Source organism: Streptomyces sp. O3 (assembly GCF_054788135.1).
Window position 1 is genome coordinate 12677 of the sequence record NZ_JBTVYK010000005.1, and the last position, 18669, is coordinate 31345.

Below are 18669 nucleotides of genomic sequence, written 5' to 3' on the forward strand. Positions count from 1 at the left end.
ACGCCGACCCGTCCACGACGCCGACCCGTCCACGACGCCGACCCGTCCACGACCATCAGAGAGGTACCTGTGACCGACGTGCTCGCCCCCCTCGACTCGGCCGCCACCGCCACACCCCGCCAGACGCGTACCCGGCACTACCTGATGTGCCCGCCCGCCCACTACGACGTCCGGTACTCCATCAACCCGTGGATGAATCCGGCCAAACCCACATCCGCCAACCTCGCGCTGAGTCAGTGGGAGGTGCTGCACGACCTGCTGGTCTCCTTCGGCCACCGAGTGGACGTCATCGAGCCCGCGCCCGACCTGCCGGACATGGTCTTCGCGGCCAACGGCGCCACCGTGGTCGACGGCAAGGCGCTGGTCGCCCGCTTCCGCTATGAGCAGCGGGACGGCGAGTCGCGGCACTACCTCGACTGGTTCCGGGCCAACGGCTTCGAGACCGTCGCCCAGGCCACCTGGCACAACGAGGGGGAGGGCGACTACCTGACGACCCGCCGGGCGGTGCTGGCGGGCACCGGCTTCCGTACCGACCCCCGCGCGCACGGCGAGGCGGAGGAGTTCTTCCAACGCCCGGTCGTCCGCCTGGACCTGGTCGACCCGCGCTACTACCACCTCGACACCGCGCTCGCCGTACTCGACGACGACGAGATCATGTACAACCCGGCGGCCTTCACCCCCGCCAGCCGGGACGTGCTGCGCGGCCTCTTCCCCGACGCGGTCATCGCGGGCGACGAGGACAGCGCGGTCTTCGGCCTCAACGCCGTGTCCGACGGCAGGCACGTCGTCCTCCCCGAGGCCGCCACCGGCCTCGCCGCCGAGCTGCGCGCCCGCGGCTTCGAGCCGTACGGCGTCGACCTCTCCGAGCTGCTCAAAGCCGGGGGCAGCGCCAAGTGCTGCACGCTCGAACTCCGTCCGGCCCCGCCCGCCCGTCCGTGACCCCCGCCGCCGACTGGAGTGTGACGACATGAGGAACCGGCCTCTGATCATCGTTGGCTATGTGAACGTGCTGCGCTCGGTCCCGGACTTCGACCCCGGCTCGGTGATCCTGATCGACGAGCCCGACGTGATCCGCAAGCGCCACATCGGCGACGCCATGGCGGACGCCCCGATGCTGCGCGAGCTGGTCGAGTGGGAGTACCAACTCGACGGCGCGGCGGACGAGTTCTTCAACACCCACCCGGACCTCGACCCGCTGTCGGTCGTGCCCCTGGTGGAGTACGCCACGCCGTTCGCGGCCCGCCTGGCCGAGCGGTACGGCGTTCCGGGCGCGGGCTCCGGGGCCGCCCGCATCCTGCGCGACAAGGCGCTGCTGCGCCGGGTCACCAGGGCCGCCGGGATCCGCAACCCCGCCTCCCGCTCCGTCGAAACCCCCGACGACGTCCGTGACTTCATGGCCGACCATCCGGGATCGGTGGTGCTCAAGCCCGCTGACCGGCAGGCCTCGCTGGGTACGATGGTCCTGCACGACCCGGCGGAGATCGACCAGGCCTGGACGGAGAGCCTCGCGGCGCAGGACGAGGGCATCCTGATCCCGGACCGCGAGAGGGAACTGCGGATGATGGTCGAACAGTACGTGCGGGGCGCCGAGTTCAGCGTGGAGATGCTGGTCGAGGACGGCGTGCCGCTGTTCACCAACATCACGGCGAAGCTCCTCTTCCCCGGCCCGCGCCCGGTCGAACTCGGCCATCTGGTTCCGGCTGACATACCGGCGGAGCTGGCCGACGCGCTGGAGGGCGGCACGGCCGGGGTGCTGCGCGCGGTCGGCTTCGGCAGCGGCATCGTGCACTGCGAGTGGATCGTCAGCGACGGTGTCCCGTACCTGGTCGAGTGCGCGGGCCGCTTCCCCGGCGACGGCATCCCGATGCTGATCGAGAAGGCCTACCCCATCGACCTGGCCCGGCACTTCTACACGGTGATGCGCGGGGAGCAGCCCCCGCCGCTGCCGCGGCGCGCCGACGGCGGCGCGGCGGTCCGCTTTCTGCGGGTCGAGCCGGGCGAGGTGGTCGCGGTCGACGGCGTCGACGCGGCCGAGGCGCTGCCGGGCGTGCTGCACGCCGCGGTCGGGGTCGGCCCCGGCGACACCGTGGCCGAGCTGCGCAGCTCCTGGGACCGGGCGGGCTCGGTGATGGCGTACGGCGCCACCTCCGGCGCCGCGATGCGGATCGCCGAGCAGGCGCTCGACTCCGTAAAGGTGGTGATGATGCGTCAGAACGGGACCTGATCCGCCGGGCGGGCCGCCCGCCGCCAAGAGGTGGTTGAAGAGGCGACGAACTCGGCTGAATCCCGCCCCTCACATTGACCGCCGAGAACGCGACCCGCTAGGCCCTGTCCGCGAAGACTTGTCCGCGAAGAACTGTCCTCGAAGGCAGGACCTGGTCATCGTCCGCACCGATACCTCCGTGCGGACCACCGAGAAGAAGGCTGATGTGATGCAGAACCTGAAGATCAAGGCGGAGGCACTCCGAGCGCTGCACGCCGACGGGGTGTTCGTGCTGCCGAACGCGTGGGACGCGGGCAGCGCCGCCCTGATCGCCCGTGCGGGCGCCAAGGCCGTCGCCACCACCAGCGGCGGCGTGTCCTGGTCGCTCGGCCACCCCGACGGGCAGCGGCTGAGCCGCGACGAGATGGCCGAGCAGGTGCGCCGGATCGCCGCCGCCGTCGATGTACCGGTCACCGCCGACGTGGAGGGCGGCTACGGCCCCGCGCCCGAAGACGTCGCCGCCACCGTCGAGGCGGTCGTCGCCGCCGGAGCGGCCGGGGTGAACCTGGAGGACTCCAAGGCCGTCGGCGGCCCGCTGTTCACCGCCGATGAGCAGGCCGACCGGCTGCGCGCCGCCCGCGCCGCGGCCGAGCGGGCGGGGCTGCCCGAGCTGGTCCTCAACGTACGGACCGACGTCTTCCTGTTCCAGATCGGCGAGCCCGACGCCCGCCTGGACGACGTACTGGCCAGGGCGTCCGCGTACGCCGACGCCGGAGCCGACTGCCTCTTCGTCCCCGGCCTGGTCGACCTGGACACGCTGTCCGCGCTGGTGAAGCAGTCCCCGCTGCCGGTCAACGTGATGGCCGGGCCCGGCGCGCCCGCCGTCGCCGAGCTGGCCTCGGCCGGTGTGCGCCGGGTCAGCGTCGGCACGGCCCTCACCCAGGCCGCGTACTCGGCCGCCGAGCGCGCGGCCACCGAGCTGCTCACCGAGGGCACCTACGGAGAGCTCGACGGCGCCCTGGACTTCGGCGCCGTCAACAGTGTGTTCACCCGCTGATTGATCGAGAGTCCGGCCAGCGGTGTCGATCAACCCGCGGCTTCGCTGGAATGAGACCGACGGCAGCGCGGAGCGCCCTAGAGGCGCTCCGCGCTGTGGCAGAGCCTGTCGGGAAGCGGCAGAACCCGAGACGTGAGGAATCGAGGACAGACCGTGAGTACGACGCAACAGACGCAACAAGAGCCCCCCCTGGGCGTCTTGGACACTCTTCGCGCTACGCCGAACTCGGTCCGGTATCTGCTGGGCGGAGTGCTCATCAACCAGATGGGCGCCTTCGTACAGACCTTCCTGGTGCTCTATCTGACGGCGCGCGGCATGACCTTCGGGCACGCGGGCGTGGCCCTGACGGCCTATAGCGCCGGCGCCGTACTCGGCACTCTGCTCGGCGGCGAGCTGACCCACCGGATCGGCCCGCGCGCCACCATCGTCTCGGCGATGGCGACCTCGGCGCTGATCCTGGCCTTCGTCCCCCTGCTGAGCCGCCCCTCGCTCTTCGGAGTCCTGATCGTCGCGGTCGCCGCCGCGGGTCTGGCCACCCAGTGCTACCGCCCGGCGGCGGCGCTCATGCTGAGCGAACTCATGCCGCAGGAACACCGCGTGATGGCCTTCTCGATGATGCGCTTCGCGATGAACGTCGGCGCCGCCGTCGGCCCGCTGATCGCCGCCGGGCTGATCCTCGTCAACTGGAACCTGCTTTTCTGGTTCGACGCGGCAACCGCGGCGGTCTACGCCTTCCTGGCCTTCGCCCTGCTGCCCGAGCTGCCCGCCGGGCGGGATTCCGCGGCCGCCGACAAGAACGAGAACGAGGACGGGAACGGCGAGAACGCGGACGCGGACGCGGCGGAGCCCGTCGCAGAGAAACGCTCCGCCTACGCCGTTCTGTTCCGCGACACCAAGTACCTGCTCTTCCTGGCCTCGGTGCTGCTCGGCTCGGTGATCTACGTGCAGTCCACCGTCGCCCTGCCGCTGAAGATCACCGCGGAGGGCCACCCCGCCGGTCTCTACAGCGCGGTGCTCACGGCCTCCTCGCTGATTCTGATCACCTGCGAACTGAAGATCACCAGCTATGTGAAGAACTGGCGCCCCTACGTGGCCGGCGCCGCGGGCACCGCCCTGATGGCTCTGGGCGCGGCCGGGTACGTGATGGACGCGAGCGCGCTGATCATCCTCAGCGCCGCCGTCTTCGTCCTCGGGGTGATGGTCAGCGGCCCCACCATGTTCGCCCATCCGGCCAGCTACCCGGCGCCGGTCAAGGCCCGCTACGTCGCCGCCCACCAGGCCACTTTCGGCCTCGGCCTGGCGATCGGCCCCACCCTCGGCGTGCTCGCCTGGGGCAGCTTCGGCGACGGCCTCTGGCTGCTGTGCGGGGCGGTCGGTCTCGGGGCCGCGCTCTGCGCCCAGCTCGGTATGCGCGACCATCTGCCGAAGGCCGTCTGACCGTCCCGCATACCCGCCCGCGAGTGGCAGACTGGCGGCATGACGACGCACAAGAACCTGCTCGGCGGCCCGGACCCGACCCACCTGCCGGAGAACGAGGAGGCGTATCGCCTGCTCGGCGAGGAGTCCCTGCCTCCAGCCGAGGTCGCGGCGAAGCATCCCACGTTCTCGCTCGCCTGGGCGATGCTCGCCGACGACGCCTTTGAAGGCGGACGCGTGGTCGAGTCGTACGCGTACGCGCGCACCGGCTACCACCGCGGGCTCGACGCGCTCCGCCGGGCCGGGTGGAAGGGGCACGGCCCCATCCCCTGGAGCCACCGGGCCAACCGCGGATTCCTGCGCTGCCTCGCCGCCCTGGCCCGCGCCGCGGGCGAGATCAACGAGAAGGAAGAGGCGGAGCGGTGCTGGCAGTTCCTCCAGGACAGCAGCGCCGAGGCATACGCCGAGCTGAAGCGGTAGCCGGTCTCCACCGGTCACACCGGTCACACCGGTCACCGGGCGGATGACGGAATCCTTACGGAGCCGCGCGGTTCGCGATCCTGACGCCCGCGCGTATCTAGTCTGCTGCCATGCGGGTACTGGTCACCGGCGGCGCCGGGTTCATCGGATCGCGGATCGTGGCGGAACTCAGCGCGGACGGCCACGAGCCAGTCGTCTTCGACGCGCTCCTGCCGTCCGCGCACGCCCCGGACCCCGACCCTCCCCACTCCTGGACGATCGCGGACGTACGGGACCGCGAAGCCGTCGCGGCGGCGCTGCGCGGCGTGGACGCGGTGTGCCACCAGGCGGCGATGGTCGGCCTCGGCAAGGACTTCGCCGACGCCCCCGACTACGTCGGCTGCAACGACCTGGGCACGGCCGTGCTGCTGGCCGAGATGGCGCGGGCCGGGGTGGGCAGGCTGCTGCTCGCCGGGTCGATGGTGGTGTACGGGGAGGGCCGCTACGCGTGCGACCGGCACGGCGCGGTCCGGCCAGGACCGCGGGCGGCGGCCGACCTGGCGGCGGGCCGCTTCGAGCCCCGCTGCCCCCGCTGCGGGGCGGGACTGCGGCCCGGCCTGGTGGCCGAGGACGCCCCGACCGACCCGCGCAACGTGTACGCGACCACCAAGCTCGCCCAGGAACACCTGGCCGCGGCCTGGGCCCGGTCCACCGGCGGCCGCGCGGTGTCCCTGCGCTACCACAACGTCTACGGCCCCGGCATGCCCCGCGACACCCCGTACGCGGGTGTGGCCTCGCTGTTCCGCTCGGCGCTGGCCCGCGGCGAGGCGCCGCGCGTCTTTGAAGACGGCGGCCAGCGGCGGGACTTCATCCACGTACGGGACGTGGCGACAGCCAACGCGGCGGCCCTGACCGGCCTGGACGAACTGCCGCCGGGGGCGTTCACGGCGTACAACACGGGCAGCGGGGACCCGCACACGGTCGGCGAGATGGCCCAGGCGCTGGCCGCGGCGTACGGCGGCCCCGATCCGGTGGTCACGGGCGAGTACCGCCTCGGCGACGTCCGCCATGTGACGGCGGACTCGGCGCGGCTTCGGGCCGAGCTGGGCTGGAAGCCGGAGGTCGGATTCCAGGAGGGCATGACGGAGTTCGCCCGGTCCCGGCTGCGCTGACGGCGGGGACTTCCGGAACACGCCCTGCGCGCGGCGGCGCTCGCCAGCGGGGCGGTCGTGCTGCTCTCCAGGGGGAGCCCGGCACGTTCGACGCGTCAGAGTTCGACCGGGAGCGCGTCGAACCCGCGGATGACGTACCCCTCCTTGCGCGTCGGCTCGGCCGCGGGCCGCAGGGTCGGGGCCTGGCGCAGCAGTTCGCCGAAGGACGCGGCCAGTTCGATCCGGGCGAGCGGGGCGCCCAGGCAGTAGTGGATGCCCGCGCCCAGGGACACGTGGGGGTTGTCGGCGCGGGCCAGGTCCAGTTCACCGGGGCGGTCGAAGACGGCCGGGTCGTGGTTGGCGGAGCCGAACAGCAGCGCCACCTCGGAGCCGCGCGGGATGCGAACCCCGTCGATCTCGATGTCCTCCAGGACCCAGCGCTCGAACAGGTGCAGCGGGGTGTCGTAGCGCAGCAGCTCCTCCACAGCTGTGGACAGCGCGGCGTCGGGGGCGTCGGGGGCGGCGCGGAGCGCGGCCAGCTGGTCGGGGTGGGCGAACAGCGCGTGCCAGGCGTTGCCCGTGGTGTTGACCGTCGCCTCGTGCCCCGCGTTCAGCAGCAGCACGCAGGTCGAGATCATCTCCTGCTCGGAGAGCCGGTCGCCCGCGTCGTGGGCGGCGATCAGGGCCGAGACCAGGTCGTCGCCCGGCTCCTTGCGCCGCTCGGCGATCAGCTCCCTCAGATACGCCGAGAACTCCACCGACGCGGCCACCGCCCGCCGGGCCGTCTCCTCGGGCGGGTTCAGCTCGTACATCCCGCAGATGTCCGCCGACCAGGGGCGCAGCAGGGGGCGGTCGCTCTCGGGGACGCCGAGCATCTGGGCGATCACGGCCACGGGGAGCGGCTCGGCGACGGCCGTGATCAGGTCGTCGCCGCCGTCCGCGACGAGCTCGCCGACCAGCCGGGCCGCCAGCTCGTCGACGTACGGGCGCAGCCGCTCGACCGTGCGCGGCGTGAACGCCTTCGAGACCAGGCGGCGGATACGGGTGTGGTCGGGCGCCTCCAGGTCGAGCAGGCCGTGGTCGTTGAGGGTGTGGAACGGCTCGTGCTCGGGCGGCGGCGGGGTGCGGCCGAACTCCTCGTGGGTGAAGCGGTGCAGGTAGGTACGGCCCAGGCGGCGGTCGCGCAGCAGGGCCGACACATCGGCGTGGTGCGGGATCAGCCACTGCCGGGTGGGCTCGTACCAGTGGGCGCGGCCCCGAGCGCGGAGGTCGGCGTAGGCCGGGTAGGGGTCGGCGGCGAACTCGGGTGCGCCGGGGTCGAAGGCGAGGTCTGCGGCGTCCATGCCCGGACGCTAGCCGGACGGCACGCCGCTGACCAGGGGGCCGCTGACCAGGGGGCCGCTGGACGCGGGGTCGGCGGTCGGCGGTCGGCGGTCGGCGGGAGATTGGATCAGGCGGGGATGACCAGACGGGTTTCGTAGGCGAAGACCGCCGCCTGGGTGCGGTCGCGCAGGCCCAGTTTCACCAGGACGCGGCTGACATGGGTCTTGATCGTGGACTCCGCGACCACCAGATCCTCCGCGATCTCCGCGTTGGAGCGCCCCTGGGCGATCAGCACCAGGACCTCCGTCTCGCGTTCCGTGAGGTCGCCGTACGCCGTGACCGACGGCCGTGTCCGGTCGGGCAGTTGGGCGAACTCCGAGATCAGCCGCCTGGTGACGGCGGGCGCGAGCAGCGCGTCGCCGTCCGCCACGACCCGTACCCCGTCGGCGAGCTGGCGGGCCGACGCGTCCTTGAGGAGGAAGCCGGACGCCCCCGCGCGCAGCGCGTCGTAGACGTACTCGTCCAGATCGAAGGTCGTCAGAACCAGGACCTTCGCGCCGCTGTCGGACGCGACGATCTCGCGGGTCGCCTCGATGCCGTTCAGGCCCGGCATGCGGATGTCCATCAGGACGACGTCCGGGCGCAGCGCGGCGACCTGGGCGATGGCCTCGTTCCCGTTCACCGCTTCCCCGACGACCTCGATGTCGGGCATCGCGTTCAGGAGGACCGAGAAGCCCTCGCGCACCATCACCTGGTCGTCGACGACCAGCACCCGGATCGTCATCACGCCCGCCCCTCGCGCGCCGCCGCCGCCACCGGGAGGAACACGGCCACCTCGTAGCCGCCGTCGTCGGTCGGCCCGGCCGTCATCTCACCGTTCAGCATCGTCACCCGCTCGCGCATCCCCGTGATGCCGTGGCCCGCGCCCGGCGACGGCTTCACCAGGCCGGTGGACGGTCCGTTGACCACCCGCAGCCCGAGCCCCCCGAGCACGTACGAGATCTCCACCGCGGCCGACGCGCCCGGCGCGTGCCGCAGCGCGTTGCTCAGCGCCTCCTGCACGATGCGGTACGCGGACAGCTCCACGCCCTGCGGCAGCTCGCGCACCGCCCCGGTGACCGTCTTCTCGACGCGCAGCCCCGCGTCGCGGACGCCGGTCAGCAGGCCGTCCAGGTTCGCGAGGGTGGGCTGCGGCGCGTCCGGGGCCTCGTAGTCCGCCGCCCGTACGACGCCGAGCACGCGGCGCAGCTCGGTCAGCGCGGCCACCGCGTTCTCCCGGATCGTGGCGAAGGCGCGCTCCAGCTCGGGCGGCGGGTTCTCGACGCGGTAGGGCGCGGCCTCGGCCTGGACGGCGACCACGGACATGTGGTGCGCGACCACGTCGTGCAGCTCGCGGGCGATGGTGGTGCGCTCCTCAAGCAGCGTGCGCTGGGAGCGCTCGGCGAGGGTCACCTCCTCCTTGGCGGCCACCTCGTGGCGGGCCGAGGACCAGCCGCGCACGGCGACGGCCGCACCCAGCGCGAGGGCGGAGAACAGGAGCATCACCAGGTCCAGCTCGTCGCCGTAGCCCGCTCCCCACTCTCCGAGGAAGACGCCGAGCACCAGGGTCAGCAGCATCATCCCGGCCGCGACCCGAGGCCGGGACCTGAGGGCCACCAGGACCATCACCACGAGGTGGGCGAGTGCCCCCAGCACGTACGTCGACCCCTCGGTGGCCGCCACGAGCGCGAACGAGAGCCAGAAGGCGGCCACCGGGCGGAACAGCGTGAGCACGACGGCCACGGCGGCGACCAGCCCCATGATCCGGCCGTCGGTGTCCGAGTAGCTCCACGGGTCCCACGGGGCGTTCGTGAACGACCGCACCACTCCGACCAGGACCGCCAGGAGCGCCACGGCCGCGTGCGGCAGCCAGCGCGCGTACGGGCGCAGCCTCGCGGGTGTCCGGTGCAGCAGCCTGCCGTCGGCGGCGAGCGGCGGCTGCGGGCGGACGGCGAGCATCCCGCTCAGCAGGTCCTCGCGTATCGCGCGGAGGCCGACGCGCAAGAGCTGCACATCACTGCGCGGGCTGTTCGCGGCCGGCGGGGTCGGGGCCGTGGCTGTCGCTGTCTCGTTCACACTCACGCGGTGAACGGTAAGCGGTGTGCGCGGCGTCGTCGTCGCCAGCGCTATGGACCTTCGCCCTCCGCCGCAAGTACTACACCCCCGCCCACGGGGGCCACCGGACGGGGCAGGCCCACCGGACCGGGCCGACGGGGCCGCTGGGCAGGGCAGGGGAGGGCGGTCAGAAGGCCAGTTGGGTGATCTCCTCGGCCACTACCGCGCAGGCGTCCGCCGCCGGGTCGATCAGCGGGTAGTGGCCGACGTCCTCCAGGAGCGTCAGCCCCACCAGCTCCCCCGCCCGACCGGCCGCGTCGGCGTACGCCTCGGACACCGCGTGCGGGACGACGATGTCGGCCCGCCCCTGCACCAGAGTCGTCGCGATCCCGGTGGGCAGCAGCAGCGCCGGGTCGGCCTCGGCGCGCCGCTCATCGAACCGCTCCCCGCCGCCCAGCAGTTGCCGCACCGCGCCCCCGCACACGTCCAGCTCGTCCGCCACCGCGAAGTCCGCGATCGGCGCGAGCGCGACCACCCCGCGCAGCCCGGTCGGATACGGCGCGTGCCAGGGCGAGTCCGCGGGCAGCACATGCCGGGACGCGGCCCACAGCGCGAGGTGGCCGCCCGCCGAGTGCCCGGTCAGCACGGTGCGCCGCGGGTCGGCCTGCGGCAGGTGCTCCCGTACGAGGGCGGGCAGCACGTCCAGCGCGGCGGCGACGTCGTCGAAGGTCTCCGGCCACCGCCCGGCGACCGGCTGCCGACCGCCCTGCGCGGGCAGCGAACTCCCGCGCCGGTACTCGACGTCGGCCACGGCGAAGCCCCGACGGGCCAGGAAGTCCACGAACGGCGTGAAGTGCCGCCGGTCGTACGGAGCCCGCCAGGCGCCGCCGTGCAGGGCGATGACCAGCGGCGCGGCCCCGGACACGCCGCGGGGCGCGTGGAAGTCGACGACCTGGTCCGGGTGGTCGCCGTACGCGGCGGTGGAGTCGGGCGCGACGGCGGGGTGCGAGAAGGCCGACTCCGCCTCTGCGGCGTCTCGGGCGATCGCGTCGTCGTCCGGCATGCTGCGGGGCCTCCTGTGGTGGGAGCGTACGGAAACGGGCCGCCGGACGCTATCAGCCCAGCACGGTTCCCAGAACCCGCGCCGCCCGGTGTACATCGGCGAAGGAGACGTACAGCGGCGTGAACCCGAAGCGCAGCACGTCCGGCGGCCGGAAGTCGCCGACCACGCCGCGCGCGATCAGCTCCGCCATGACCTCGGCGGCCCCGTCGCACCGCAGCGCGACCTGGCTGCCGCGCTCGGCGTGCGCGGCCGGGGTGAGCGAACTGACCCGGCCGCGCGGCGCATACGCGTCGACGCACTCCAGGAAGAAGTCCATCAGCATGAGCGACTTCGCGCGCACCGCCTCGACGGACACCCCGTCCCAGACGTCGAGGGCCGTCTCCAGGGCGAGCATCGACAGGATGTCGGGAGTGCCGACCCGGCCGCGTACGGCGCCGTCCGCCGGTTCGTAGTCCGGCCGCATGCCGAACGGGTCGGCGTGCGAGTTCCAGCCGGGCAGCGGCGAGTCGAAGGCGGCCTGATGGCGCTCGGCCACGTACAGGTACGCGGGCGAACCCGGCCCCCCGTTCAGGAACTTGTACGTACAGCCGACGGCGAAGTCCACGCCGTGCGCGTCGAGCCCGACCGGCAGCGCGCCCGCACTGTGGCACAGGTCCCACACCGCGTAGGCCCCGGCCCGGTGCACGGCGGCGGTGACGCCGGGCAGGTCGTGCAGCCGCCCGGTGCGGTAGTCGACGTGGTTCACCAGCACGGCGGCGGTACGGGGTCCGGCCTCGGCGGCGATCTCCGCGGCGGGCACGGCGCGCAGACGGCAGCCGGTCAGCCGGGCCGCGGACGCGGCGATGTAGCCGTCGGTCGGGAACGTCCCCTCGTCGACGAGGATCTCGTCGCGCGTGGGCGCGCCGACGCGCCTCGGCGGCGGCGCGGTCCCGGCGGGGGCCGCACTCCAGGCCGAGGCGTCGCCGTCGCCGTCGCCGTCGCGCGACGCGGACCCGACGTCTCCCCCTGTCCGGTCTGCCGCCGGGTGCGGCTGTCGGCCAGGGGCCGCGGGTCCGGCGGCCGGAGAGCCGCCGGAGGACCCCGCGTCCGGGTGCGGGGCGCGGGCGGCGGCCCGCTCGGCGTCCGCGGCGTGTGCCAGGCGTACCGCGGCCACGACCGCCTTGAGGACGTTGACGCTGGTCGAGTCGCCGACCACCACCTGGCCCCGCCCCGCTCCGACGAGCGGGGCGATCCGGTCCCCGATCCGCTCGGGGGCCGTCCACCACCCGGACTCGGTCCAGGAGCGGATGCGCAGTTCGCCCCACTCGCGGGTGACGACGTCGGCGATGCGGGCGGGCACGGCGCGGGGCAGCGCCCCGAGCGAGTTCCCGTCCAGGTAGACGACGTCGTCGTCGAGGACGAACCGCTCGCGTGCCTCGGCCAGTTCGTCGGAACCGTCCAGCGCGGCGGCCTTCTCGGCCAGCCCGGCCTTCTCGACCAGTTCGGCCTTCTCGGTCAGCTTCGGGGACTCGGCCGCCCCGGTCCGCTCTGCGGGCTCAGACATGGCTGCGCGCCGTCCACAGCTCGGGGAAGACGTTCTTCGCGGCCCGCTTCTCCAGCCAGGCGACCCCGGCCGAGCCGCCCGTGCCGGTCTTGGAGCCCATCGCGCGCCGGGTGGCGACCAGGTGGTCGTTGCGCCAGCGCCAGACCAGTTCGCCCACATCGGTCAGCGCCTCGCCCAGGCGGAGCAGCTCGCCGCCCTGGGCGTCGGTGACGTCGGCGTCGGCGGCATCGGCCCCGTACACCGCCGCCCAGACCGCCTCGACCTCGGGCGACGGCTCGTAGCGCTGGTCCAGGTCGCGCTTCAGGACGGCCTCGGGGACCTCGTACCCGCGCCGGGCCAGCAGCCGCAGCACCTCGTCGTACAGGCTCGGCTGGTGCAGCGCCTTCTCCAGCTCGGCGTGGACGCGGGGCGCGCCCCGGTGCGGGACCAGCATGGACGCCGACTTCTCGCCGAGCAGGAACTCCATGCGCCGGTACATCGCGGACTGGAACCCGGAGCCCTCGCCGAGCGCGGAGCGGTACGAGTTGAACTGCCCCGGCGTCAGCTGGCCCAGCGGCCGCCAGGAGGCGTTCAGCGCCTCCAGCTCGCGCACGCTGCGCTTGAGCGCGGCCACCGCGACCGGGACGTCGTCCTCGCGCAGGGCGCGGGACGCGGTCTCCCACTCGTGCACGATGACGGTGAACCAGAGTTCCATCACCTGGGTCGTCACCAGGAAGACCATCTCGCCCGGATCGTCCGAGAGCGGGTGCTGGAGGTGGGTGAGGACGTCGGCCTGGACGTAGTCCTCGTACGGGGTGGTGCCCGCGAAGTCGAGGTTCGGCGCCTCGGCCGGACCTGCCGCGGGGGAGTCGGGGTACTGCGACATCGCTGTCTCCTTGAGACGTACTACCGGGTAGCGGTCCGCCCCTTCCTTGATCGGTATCGGAGCCCCGGTCCCCTCGGGCCGCATACGGCGTACGCGCACGGCGTACCGCACGCGTGTGCGGATATCGAACACGCCGCACCGGCCCCACAGCGCATCATCCGTGCCACCGCGCGCCAAGGCAAGGCGGGGTCGCCCCCGTCCGGTTCACCACCCGGTGAACAGCAGGTGGTTGACCGCCAGCGCCAGTACGGCCTGCGCGGCCAGCCAGTAGCGCCGGGCGCCGGCGGGCAGCAGCGCCGCGGCGGGCAGCAGGAAGGTCGTGAACGGCAGCCAGATGCGTTCCGTCTCGGCCTTGCTCATGCCGGACAGATCGGCGACGAGCAACGCCAGCAGCGCGGCCAGCACCAGCGCGACCAGCCGGTCGGCCGCCGTCAGCGCCTCGCCGGCGCGCAGGCGGCGTACGGCGGCGGGCACGGCCGCCAGGGCGCGGCGCAGTCCCGCGACCGAGGCGAGGCCGACGACCAGCACGGTGCAGGCGAGGTTGGCCCAGACGAAGTAGGCATAGGGGCGGTTGCCGCCCGCGCCCTGGTAGTAGCGCTCGACCAGGAGGTGGTACGCCTCCCAGTAGTTGAAGCCCGCCAGGGCGAGCGCCAGCGGGATGACCAGCGCGCCGAGCAGGAACAGCGGGAGCGGGCGCGCGCTGCGCGCGATCAGCAGCACCGCGGCGGCGACCAGGGCGAACAGGGTCAGCCCGTACGACAGCGAGACGGTCAGCCCGAACAGCAGGCCCGCGCCCAGGGCCGCGACGGCGGGGAACCGTGTCGTACGGGTCGCGGCCAGCGCCAGCAGGGCGACCGTCCACGCCGTGACGGCGGCGAAGTACCCGTCGGCCGACGCGCCGATCCAGATCGCGGCGGGCGCCAGGACCAGGAACGGCGCGGCCCGTCGCGCGAGCTCCTCGTCGGCGAGCGCGCGCAGCGCGATCAGTACGGCGGCCACGGCGGTGGCGCCGACGGTGATGCACCAGACGCCCGCCCACGCGCCGCCGCCCAGGCCGACGCGGTCGAGCAGGACGAAGGTGAGCGTCGCGCCCGGCGGGTGGCCCGCGATGTGCGCGGGCCAGTTGTCGGGTGTGCCGAACAGGATGTGGTCCGTGAAGTCCCGCAGTGTCGCCGGGATGTCCTCGAACCGGTCGATGACCTGGAGATACTCGTGCTTGGTCGTGAGCCGCCTGGCGATCCCGAGATGCCAGCCGTCGATCAGCGCGAGCGACCAGATCCACGCCATGGACGCGGCGACCGAGCCGAACACCAGGGCGCGCCACTTCAGCCGCGCGGCGAGTACCGGACCGTACGCGATGACGGCGACGGCCACGGCGAGCGCGGCGGGCGTGCCGGGCCCCAGGTGGGGCGACCAGCGCGCGTACAGCGGCGGCCAGTTGAGATGCAGGCTGCCGGGGGTGCCGTTGGGCCGGTCGATGACGGCGCCGACGACGACGGCGACCGCGACGAGCACGACGGCGAGCCCCGCGGCGCGCAGATCCCGACGGCCGCCGCGCCGAGCGGCGGAACCGGGGCGGGCGTCCGTGCCGGGGCGTGCGTCGGGACCGGGGGGTTCGGCGGGGTCGGGGCGGGCTTCGGAGTTCACGGGTGCACGGTAGGCCGCGCCCGCCCCGGACGGCCCCCGCGACAACGAACCGTCACCAGTCCGTCAGATGTCCGCTGACCTCTCCGCTGATCTGTCCGCCGACCTGTCCGCTGATCTGTCCGCTGACCGTCCCAGGTGACCCGCTTCGTGACCGAGGCGGGCGAACTCGGCCGCGAAGCGGGTGCCGGGTGCGGTGGCCGCCACCCGCTCGGCGTCGTCCATGGTGTCGACGTCGCGCAGTACGGGCAGGTCGCGCACCCGCAGCCCCGCCCCGGTGAGCCGGGCCCGCTGCGCGGCCCCGGTCTCGGGCGTGGACATCGGCACCCCGCGCAGCAGCTCGGGAGCGGGCTTCGCCAGGCCGAGCGCCCAGAAGCCGCCGTCGGCGGCCGGGCCGAACCAGGCGTCGCAGCCCTGCCAGGCCGTGGCCCCGGTGGCGGGGGCGAGCAGCTCCGGGGTGAGCTGCGGGGTGTCCATCCCGACCACCAGCGCGGGACCCGCGCACCCCGCGAAGGCCGCGGCGAGGCGTTCGTCGAGCCCACCGGGGCTCTGCGGCACGACGTCGAAGCCGGGCGGCAGCCAGTCGCCCGGCGCTCCGTCCAGCACCAGGACGCGCCGCCGGGCGGGGGCCGCCGCGACCGCCCGCAGGGTGTCGGCCAGCGCGGCCTCGGCGAGGCGGGCCGCTTCGGCGGGTGTACAGGGCGGGGTGAGCCGGGTCTTCACGCGGCCCGGCACCGGCTCTTTCGCGATCACCAGCACGGTGGTGACGCTCACCGCGTCCCCCCTTCGCCGCGGTACGGCACCTCCGGCGAGCGCGAATCCGGGTGCGGAGCCGAGCGCGAATCCGAGCGCGAATCCGGGTGCGGAGCCGAGCGCGATACCGGATCCGGCGGCAGCGGCGGCTCCGCCAGCACCCGCCGCATGTCCCGTACCGCGTGCCACGTGCCGCGCCAGGTGCCGGTGACCTTCGACCGGCCGGCGCGGGGCAGATACGGCACGTCCCGCTCCTCGATCCGCCAGCCCGCGTCGGCCGCCCGTACGACCATCTGCAACGGGTACCCGCTGCGGCGATCGGTGAGACCGAGCCCCAGCAGGGGCGCGCGCCGGGCCGCCCGCAGGGGGCCGATGTCATGCAGCCGCACCCCGGTGCGGCGGCGCAGCAGCCGCGACACGGCGAAGTTGCCCGCCCGCGCGTGCGGCGGCCAGGCGCCCCGCGCGCGGGGCCGTCGCCGCCCGACGACCAGGTCCGCGTCTCCGGCGGCGACCGTACGCACGAAGGGTTCGAGCAGTCCCGGATCGAGTGACGCGTCGCAGTCGCAGAAGCAGACGACGTCGGCCTCGGCCGCCAGCAGCCCGGCATGGCAGGCGGCCCCGAAGCCGCGGCGGGGCTCCGTCACCACGGTGGCCCCGAGGTCGCGGGCGACGTCCGCCGAGCCGTCCGTCGACCCGTTGTCCACGACGATCGCCCGCCAGCCCGCGGGGATCCGGCTCAGCACCCAGGGCAGCGCGGCGGCCTCGTCGAGACAGGGCAGCACCACGTCGGCGGGCGGCGTATGCGCGGTGGGGTGGGTCACATCGCCCACCCTACGGAGCCGAAACGGACATTCCCGGCCTTGGGTCCTTACGAAACACGGACATCGGCGGCCAGAGCCCGGTCCAGCCTCCCGCCCCCGCGGGCGCGGTGCGACGCTGACCGTATGCAGACACCACCCCAGGGTCCGGGCCGCGCGCCGCGTGTGCTCGTCGTGGACGACGATCCCACCGTCGCCGAGGTCGTCGCGGGCTATCTGGACCGCGCCGGTTACGACGTCGAGCGCGCCGGGGACGGCCTCATCGCGCTGGAGCGCGCCACGGCCCACTGGCCGGACCTGGTCGTACTCGACCTGATGCTGCCCGGCATGGACGGCCTGGAGGTCTGCCGCAGGCTGCGCGCCAAGGGGCCGGTGCCGGTGATCATGCTCACCGCGCGCGGTGACGAGGACGACCGGATCCTCGGCCTCGAAATAGGGGCCGACGACTATGTCACCAAGCCCTTCAGTCCGCGCGAACTCGTCCTCCGCGTCGAGTCGGTGCTCCGCCGCAGCCAGGCCGCCGTCACGGCCCCGCCTCCGGCCGCGCCGCTGGCCGCCGCCGGGCTCGCGGTCGACCCGGCCGCCCGCCGTGCCACCAAGCGCGAGAGTGACGGGCGCGGCGAAACCGAACTCGCCCTCACTGTTCGGGAGTTCGACCTGCTCACCTTCTTCCTGCGGTATCCGGGGCGGGCCTTCAGCCGCGAGGAGCTGATGCGCGAGGTATGGGGCTGGGAGTTCGGCGACCTCTCCACCGTCACGGTGCACATCCGCAGGCTGCGCGGCAAGGTCGAGGACGACCCGGCCAGGCCCCGGCTGATCCAGACGGTGTGGGGCGTCGGCTACCGCCTGGACGTACCGTCCGACGCCGCCCACCAGAGCACCCCATGACCCGGAGCACCTCATGACCCGGAGCGCCCCATGACGGACTTCCTCATCATCGCCCTGCTCGCCTTCCTCGGCGCGGCGGTCGCGGGCCTGCTCGGCGCGCTCGCGCTGCGGATGCTGCGGAACCGTTCGCTGGTGACGCACCTGTCCGTCGTCGCCGCGGTCGCGGTGACCGCGATGCTCGCCGGAACGCTCCTGGTCTGCTGGGAGATGTTCATCTCGCCGCACGACATGACCGTGGTGAACATCGTCGTCGCCATGTCGGCGGTGGTGTCGCTGGCCACCGCGGTGCTGCTCGGCCGCTGGGTCGTCGCCCGCAGCAACGCGCTGACCCTGGCGGCGCGTTCGTTCGGCGAAGGCGGCACGTTCGCCGCGCCGCCCGGCGGCCCGGCGACCGCCGAACTCGCCGCGCTCACCCGCGAACTGGAGGCGACCAGCGCCAAGCTGACCGAGTCGCGGGAACGCGAGCGCGCGCTGGAGAAGTCCCGGCGCGAACTGGTCGCCTGGATCTCCCACGACCTGCGCACCCCGCTGGCCGGGCTGCGCGCCATGTCCGAGGCGCTCGAAGACGGCATGGCCGCCGACCCCGAGCGCTATCTGCGCCAGATCCGCACCGAGGTCGAACGGCTCAACGGCATGGTCGGCGACCTCTTCGAGCTGTCCCGGATCCACGCGGGCGCGCTCGCCCTCAGCCCGTCCCGGATCTCCGTGTACGACCTGGTCGGCGACGCGCTCGCGGGCGCGGACCCGCTGGCGCGCGAGCACGGCGTACGGCTGGTGGGGGACCGGATCGACGCGGTGCCGGTCGAGGTCGACAGCGCCGAGATGAGCCGGGTACTCGGCAACCTCCTGATCAACGCGATCCGCCGCACCCCCGCGGACGGCACGGTCGCGGTCGGCGCGCACCGCTCGCCCGACGGAGACGGCGTCGTCCTGTCCGTGACGGACGGCTGCGGCGGCATCCCCGACGAGGACCTGCCCCGCGTCTTCGACACCGGCTGGCGCGGCACCGACGCCCGCACGCCCCCGGCCGGGGCCGGTCTGGGCCTCGCCATCGTCCGCGGCATCGTCGAGGCCCACCAGGGCCGGGCAGCGGTCCGCAACGTCTCCGGCGGCTGCTGCTTCGAGGTCACCCTCCCCACGGCGGGCGGCTAACCCAAGGCCTGACACCTCGCCCGCCGCCGCCGTCGTCACGGCCGCGGCCTGCTGGCCGCCGCCGTCGTCTTGGCCGCCGCCTGTCGGCCGAGGTTCGCTGCCGGGTGCTCGCGGCTTGCTGGCCGCTGCCGGATGTCCACGGCCCGCCACCCTCTGCCCACGGCCCGCCACCCGCCACCCGCCGCCGGATGCCCGCGGCCCGTCGTCCGCTGGCCGCCGCCCGCCCGGCGGCCGTAGCGG

Annotated in this window: 17 protein-coding genes; 8 read left to right on the top strand and 9 right to left on the bottom strand. The window is 73.8% G+C overall.

The genetic code is table 11. The annotated features are described in order from the left end of the window. Window positions 1–69: 69 nt before the first annotated feature. The 6 genes from ddaH (at window position 70) to ACX6XY_RS04310 (ending at window position 6307) form a co-directional block, all read left to right on the top strand. A complete protein-coding gene (ddaH, locus tag ACX6XY_RS04285) occupies window positions 70–939 on the top strand; it encodes a dimethylargininase (protein WP_460326508.1) in 870 nt (289 codons plus the stop codon). A 28-nt stretch (window positions 940–967) separates the two neighbouring features. Beyond that, window positions 968–2224, top strand: a complete 1257-nt coding sequence (locus ACX6XY_RS04290) for an ATP-grasp domain-containing protein (protein WP_460326511.1) — start codon at window positions 968–970, stop codon at window positions 2222–2224. 208 nt (window positions 2225–2432) lie between these two features. After that, entirely contained in the window at window positions 2433–3260 is an 828-nt protein-coding gene (locus ACX6XY_RS04295; RefSeq protein WP_460326771.1) for an isocitrate lyase/PEP mutase family protein, read from the top strand. Between the two features lie 198 nt (window positions 3261–3458). Beyond that, window positions 3459–4697 (top strand): MFS transporter, encoded by a 1239-nt coding sequence (locus ACX6XY_RS04300; protein ID WP_460326513.1) that lies wholly within the window; start codon window positions 3459–3461, stop codon window positions 4695–4697. 39 nt (window positions 4698–4736) lie between these two features. Further along, a complete protein-coding gene (locus ACX6XY_RS04305) occupies window positions 4737–5156 on the top strand; it encodes a DUF3151 domain-containing protein (protein WP_460326515.1) in 420 nt (139 codons plus the stop codon). A gap of 110 nt (window positions 5157–5266) precedes the next feature. Continuing rightward, window positions 5267–6307: an NAD-dependent epimerase/dehydratase family protein gene (locus tag ACX6XY_RS04310; RefSeq protein ID WP_460326517.1), complete on the top strand. Its 1041-nt coding sequence runs from the start codon at window positions 5267–5269 to the stop codon at window positions 6305–6307. 95 nt (window positions 6308–6402) lie between these two features. Here the strand turns inward: ACX6XY_RS04310 and ACX6XY_RS04315 are convergent, their stop codons facing one another. The 9 genes from ACX6XY_RS04315 to ACX6XY_RS04355 all read right to left on the bottom strand — a co-directional run bounded on the left by ACX6XY_RS04315 (window position 6403) and on the right by ACX6XY_RS04355 (window position 16392). Beyond that, window positions 6403–7629 (bottom strand): cytochrome P450, encoded by a 1227-nt coding sequence (locus ACX6XY_RS04315; protein ID WP_460326520.1) that lies wholly within the window; start codon window positions 7627–7629, stop codon window positions 6403–6405. A gap of 107 nt (window positions 7630–7736) precedes the next feature. Next, window positions 7737–8393 (bottom strand): response regulator, encoded by a 657-nt coding sequence (locus tag ACX6XY_RS04320; protein ID WP_460326522.1) that lies wholly within the window; start codon window positions 8391–8393, stop codon window positions 7737–7739. Beyond that, window positions 8393–9724, bottom strand: a complete 1332-nt coding sequence (locus ACX6XY_RS04325; RefSeq protein WP_460326773.1) for a sensor histidine kinase — start codon at window positions 9722–9724, stop codon at window positions 8393–8395. Before ACX6XY_RS04325 ends, ACX6XY_RS04320 begins: the two co-directional genes overlap by 1 nt. A 166-nt stretch (window positions 9725–9890) precedes the next feature. After that, window positions 9891–10766 carry an alpha/beta hydrolase family protein gene (locus tag ACX6XY_RS04330; RefSeq protein WP_460326524.1) on the bottom strand — a complete coding sequence of 292 codons (876 nt, stop codon included), beginning with the start codon at window positions 10764–10766 and terminating at the stop codon, window positions 9891–9893. 52 nt (window positions 10767–10818) lie between these two features. After that, window positions 10819–12309: a kynureninase gene (locus tag ACX6XY_RS04335; protein WP_460326526.1), complete on the bottom strand. Its 1491-nt coding sequence runs from the start codon at window positions 12307–12309 to the stop codon at window positions 10819–10821. Beyond that, entirely contained in the window at window positions 12302–13174 is an 873-nt protein-coding gene (locus ACX6XY_RS04340) for a tryptophan 2,3-dioxygenase family protein (RefSeq protein WP_460326528.1), read from the bottom strand. The genes ACX6XY_RS04335 and ACX6XY_RS04340 overlap by 8 nt, the downstream gene beginning before the upstream one ends. Before the next feature lie 204 nt (window positions 13175–13378). Continuing rightward, window positions 13379–14821, bottom strand: a complete 1443-nt coding sequence (locus ACX6XY_RS04345) for a hypothetical protein (protein ID WP_460326530.1) — start codon at window positions 14819–14821, stop codon at window positions 13379–13381. Between the two features lie 63 nt (window positions 14822–14884). Continuing rightward, window positions 14885–15592 carry a TIGR04282 family arsenosugar biosynthesis glycosyltransferase gene (locus ACX6XY_RS04350; protein ID WP_460326532.1) on the bottom strand — a complete coding sequence of 236 codons (708 nt, stop codon included), beginning with the start codon at window positions 15590–15592 and terminating at the stop codon, window positions 14885–14887. After that, window positions 15589–16392 carry a glycosyltransferase family 2 protein gene (locus ACX6XY_RS04355; protein WP_460326534.1) on the bottom strand — a complete coding sequence of 268 codons (804 nt, stop codon included), beginning with the start codon at window positions 16390–16392 and terminating at the stop codon, window positions 15589–15591. The genes ACX6XY_RS04350 and ACX6XY_RS04355 overlap by 4 nt, the downstream gene beginning before the upstream one ends. Before the next feature lie 123 nt (window positions 16393–16515). On the opposite strand from ACX6XY_RS04355, the gene ACX6XY_RS04360 reads away from it, so the two are divergent. Further along, window positions 16516–17277 (top strand): response regulator transcription factor, encoded by a 762-nt coding sequence (locus ACX6XY_RS04360; protein ID WP_460326536.1) that lies wholly within the window; start codon window positions 16516–16518, stop codon window positions 17275–17277. 30 nt (window positions 17278–17307) lie between these two features. Then, window positions 17308–18429, top strand: coding sequence for a sensor histidine kinase (locus tag ACX6XY_RS04365; RefSeq protein ID WP_460326538.1), 1122 nt, complete (start codon window positions 17308–17310; stop codon window positions 18427–18429). Window positions 18430–18669: the final 240 nt, after the last annotated feature.